At 57.0% G+C, this 3,988-nt stretch carries 2 protein-coding genes, 2 pseudogenes and 1 other annotated feature; of the genes and pseudogenes, 2 read left to right on the plus strand and 2 right to left on the minus strand.

The genetic code is table 11. The annotated features are described in order from the left end of the window. Positions 1–122 precede the first annotated feature (122 nt). Both AC27VQ_RS25775 and AC27VQ_RS25780 read right to left on the minus strand, forming a co-directional pair. On the minus strand, positions 123–380 hold the full coding sequence (locus AC27VQ_RS25775) for a hypothetical protein (RefSeq protein ID WP_488718575.1): 258 nt from the start codon (positions 378–380) through the stop codon (positions 123–125). A 127-nt stretch (positions 381–507) separates the two neighbouring features. Next, positions 508–813: pseudogene (locus AC27VQ_RS25780) on the minus strand (DinB/UmuC family translesion DNA polymerase); the annotation flags it as partial. Between AC27VQ_RS25780 and AC27VQ_RS25785 the strand changes: the two are divergent. Together AC27VQ_RS25785 and AC27VQ_RS25790 are read left to right on the plus strand one after the other, a co-directional pair. Further along, positions 814–2,061 (plus strand): annotated as a pseudogene (locus AC27VQ_RS25785) (OB-fold nucleic acid binding domain-containing protein); the annotation flags it as partial. Positions 2,062–2,384: 323 nt separating this feature from the next. Then, positions 2,385–3,098 (plus strand): carboxypeptidase-like regulatory domain-containing protein, encoded by a 714-nt coding sequence (locus AC27VQ_RS25790; protein ID WP_488718576.1) that lies wholly within the window; start codon positions 2,385–2,387, stop codon positions 3,096–3,098. Between the two features lie 249 nt (positions 3,099–3,347). Then, positions 3,348–3,403, plus strand: a sequence feature (sul1 is cis-regulatory element that is thought to sense ions involved in sulfur or methionine metabolism; They are found in Alphaproteobacteria). Positions 3,404–3,988 lie beyond the last annotated feature (585 nt).

The raw sequence follows: 3,988 nt of genomic DNA on the forward strand, positions 1-3,988 counted from the left end.
AGTCTTCCTCGAGCCATCGCATAAGCACGGCGAGGCGCCCATTGACGCCGTTGACGTTGTAGGTCGCGATTTTCATCGGTCCCCGTACCGTTCAAAACGCTCGTGATCGACCTGGACGGCCATTAGAACGGTGCCAGTGAGAAGCTGCTGGGTGGGCGAGCTTCGACCGTTTGGTATGCCGGATCGGGATATTCGTGATAAACCGTTGCGTGACAATCGGCGGCGCGCTTTATCGCATCGAATGTCGCCTCCGGCGGCCAACCGGCGAAAATGGTATGATCGAAAAGCTCACGGACAGCGCCGTAAATCGCTTGCTCGCATTCAAGCACGATATCCCGATCGGTGGTCGATTGCTGCGGCGGTCGAATTCTGGCGTTCATGGAGGCTCTCCTGTGCTTTACAAAGACGTCCGCTTCGGTAGCAGTGCGGCGAGCCAACATCGTGTGGCGAATAATGCGAAGCCGGCGGGATTAGTTCCCATTGACGTTCGGTACGCGCTCCTCAATAGGGCGTTCGGGAATATCCGGTAGAGTCCGGCGTCTCGAAATCGGCGTACTTGACCTTCAGCGTCACCGTCCGTCCATGGAGGCCCTTGCTCTCGCAATGACGCCATACCTTCGCGGCAAGCGGCCTGAGTTCCGCACGGGCGACGCCGAGATCGATTATATCGACCATGAACGTGTCTTCAGCGCCGACGGATTTTCGCGGCCGATCCGGTTGGACCTCCCGATGATCGATGCCGCGGGCGATGTTGTAGTACCGAGCGCCTGACTTGCCGAAATGCTCCTGCAGGAACATTAGCGTTTTAGACCTGGCCGACGCCGTGCTGCTTTATGCGCAACGGTCACCCGCTACCGTGCCAAGGGCGCTCTGCGCGATGTTGGCAAGGCGCTTGGTTTGCCGGAAGATATGATCGGGCAACTCTCAGCTGGCGTGTGGGGATGGTCGGAGGGTATATCTGAGCGACAGGTGAAGGAGAACAACCTCAACGCCGCTGACTACCGGCTGAAGCTCACGCTGGAGTTGGCGCAGCAACTCATGGGGCGCCGCGCCACCTTGGTCAACATCCGGGGGGCTTCGTGCTCACCCAGGACCGCCTTGACGATCTCGTGCCAATCGAACCCGCCAGGATGGATGATCGGCAGGTGATCGAGTGGGACAAAGATGACATTGAGGCGCTGAAGTTTATGAAGGTCGATATGCTGGCCGTTGGCATGCTTACCTGCATGTCGAAAGCGGTCGCGCTCATGGCTGAGCACAAAGGAGAAGTCTGGGATCTCGCCACGATCCCATCTGAAGACTCGCGCACCTACGGCTGCGCTCGTCAAGTTGGGTGAGGCTGACGCGTTCTTGCCGTCACTCGGACTTCAACGCCGCGACGCCTTATGGGCGATCAAGGGGCTGCGCAATGAACCTTTGGCGCTTTGGGCCGCGGCCGCCGACCGAGAGGCGCGTGAGGTCGCTGAAATGCAAGAGCCTGATGTTGATCTTCCCTCTATGCGCGCCGGGCACGAGGTGGTCGAGGACTATTCCCATGTGGGCCTCACCCTCGACGAGCACCCTGTCTCGTTCATGCGCAAGGACCTGCGCAAGAAATGCATGGTGACATGTGCCGGAGCCATGGCCGAGCGCGACGGCCGGTGGCTGATGACGGGTGGGCTGGTGCTGGTTCGCCAGCGGCCGGGCTCGGCCAAGGGTGTCATGTTCATGACGCTCGAAGATGAGACCGGGATAGTCAATGCAGTGGTGTGGCCGACGGTGTTAGCGCGGCAGCGCCGGCTGGTGCTGTCAGCCTCGATGGTTGCGATCAACGGCAAAATCCAAAGGGAGGGGACGCGTACATCTTGTCGCCCAACGGCTGTTTGATCTTTCAGAGGACCTCAGCAGCCTCGGTGAGCGCGGGGAGCAGTTTCCGCTTCCGCATGGACGCGGCGACGAATTCGCGCATGGGAATGGCGCGCCTGATTCCCGGGAGAGGCCGAAAGCGGCGGCGCCCGCGCGGGACATCTTCATACCGGATCTGTTGATTGACCGAAGGTGAAGAGCAGGAATCTTCATTGACCTTGCGCGCCGTGAGCACATCTCTCTGCGTGCTCCTGTCACCAAGGTCACAACGCATCATCCAGCAAGCCCGGTATCTGGCGGTGTATCTGGCTACAGCCCTGGGGGACCGAACTTTATGCAACCACGACCGCAGATACTCTTCGACGTCATGACAAAAACAGTCGCCATTCTATTCGAAGGCGACGTCATAACTCTGATAGGGCCGTACTCGTCTCGTACCAACGCAATGAGCGCCGCGATGGACGAGTGCGCAAAGCGCGGTTGGCTCGACGTTCCGGATCCCGCTCCGGCGGGCGAAACGCAAATCGGGTGAGAGAACTATGCACGGGAAAACAACCGGTCTGACTTTTGCAATCTATCTTCTAGGAGCAGTGAGCGCGTTTGCTGGCTCGGTGCGCGGCATCGTTGTCGACAACGAGGGCAATCCGCTCAGCGATGTCCACGTCGAGGTTGTCTATCAGACCTTCAATGCCGACCAACTCATGGGCTACGGTCAAAGCATCAAATCGGAAACGCAAACAGGTCAAGACGGGCGCTACGATATCGACACGACGCATCTGCCCCCCGGCGAATATTCAGCGCACGCTTATCAGATTGTTATGAACGGTGGCCGGGAGACCCATGTCGATGCCGTAGGCGGTGATCTCTCCACTTTTGCGGGGAACGCCGACACGATCCGAAATTTCGTGGTTGGCATTGTCGAGCATTCCGACGACATGCCGTATGGCAACGCGGGTATTTTTGTCGTCAATAATGCGATCATGGATTACACGGATCTCAGTGAGACCGAGATCACGCTGGTCCATATCGAGACAGGCACTGTCTACGTGAGGACGGTCCGTCCGACAGGTGAGGGGTTGGCGATCACTGGAATCCCCTTTGCGAAATATCGGGCCTCTGCCCGTCTCGCGGGGCGTCCAATGCAGATCGCATTGTGGGGGCCAGGCGAGAGCGATGTTTTTGCCTCAAGCATTGAACACGACTTCACGATGGGCTTCTCCGGTAATCAAATACAGGTTGTCATTAAGCCTTGATTCAAGAGACTAACTCCATCAGTGCGGCATCCATAGGTCTGGCCATCCCGCTCAATTCCCCACCTCAAGCAAGGCGACAAATTCCGACCCGATCCGTTCGCCGACGCAGAAGAGATCGCCATTCTGCAGGTCGAACGTAACCGGTGTCACACCCGCGCCTTGACGCCGCGTTCTGTGTTTTGTGGTGGGCGGGTTCAGACCGAGACGTAATTGCCAAACTGGGTTGCATAATGGGCTTAGCTTCATCCACAAGAACCCGGTGAAACTCCGGATGGCTCTTCTAGCCGCCGATCCGCTATACAATACCTATTCCGTTTTCGAGGGCCAAGTCTCGCTCGGCCCGTTGCCTCAACTGTAAAAATCTTCAATGCAAACTCTTTCAAACTACCGTCAGGAGTGGTGAGTTGATTGTTGCCTGAATTTGACCGCGTTTGTTAGTTCACCGTGACCCACGGCTTAGCCGGAAAACTGTTTTTCACCCAAGCCTTTGTCGCTTTAGCCGGGGCAACGCCAGATGAAGAAAAAGAGCGTCAAGTCCGACCGATATTCAACACTAGTGGGCCTTTGGGAGTAGTAGATGGTTGCGTGATCGAGGGAGGATCACAATCCTATTTATCATCGTCCGCCATCCGATTGCCTTATCTGGACTGTCTGCGCGTATGCGGCTTCACTCAAAGTGAAGTCCGCACTGCGGATGAAAATCACTTCCTTCTAAAATGATGGTATCATTGGAAAAATTGGGTCTGTTAACACATTGTTAGCCATACTGCCGGCTAGTTAGACGCGACCTTGTCGCCCATGAAGGGCAAACTCCAATTTACTAGTGTGCCTATATGACCAGCATTCTCACGAATGGGGGCGCAATTTCCGCGCTCCAAACTTTGCGCTCG

The sequence above is a fragment of the Shinella sp. 20P9.1.1 genome, assembly GCF_057798995.1.

What these genes read in the sequence shown, in the direction of transcription:
- AC27VQ_RS25775 (WP_488718575.1), bottom strand. Translation starts at nt 380, where the DNA reads ATGAACGCCAGAATTCGACCGCCGCAGCAATCGACCACCGATCGGGAT.
- AC27VQ_RS25790 (WP_488718576.1), top strand. Translation starts at nt 2,385, where the DNA reads ATGCACGGGAAAACAACCGGTCTGACTTTTGCAATCTATCTTCTAGGA.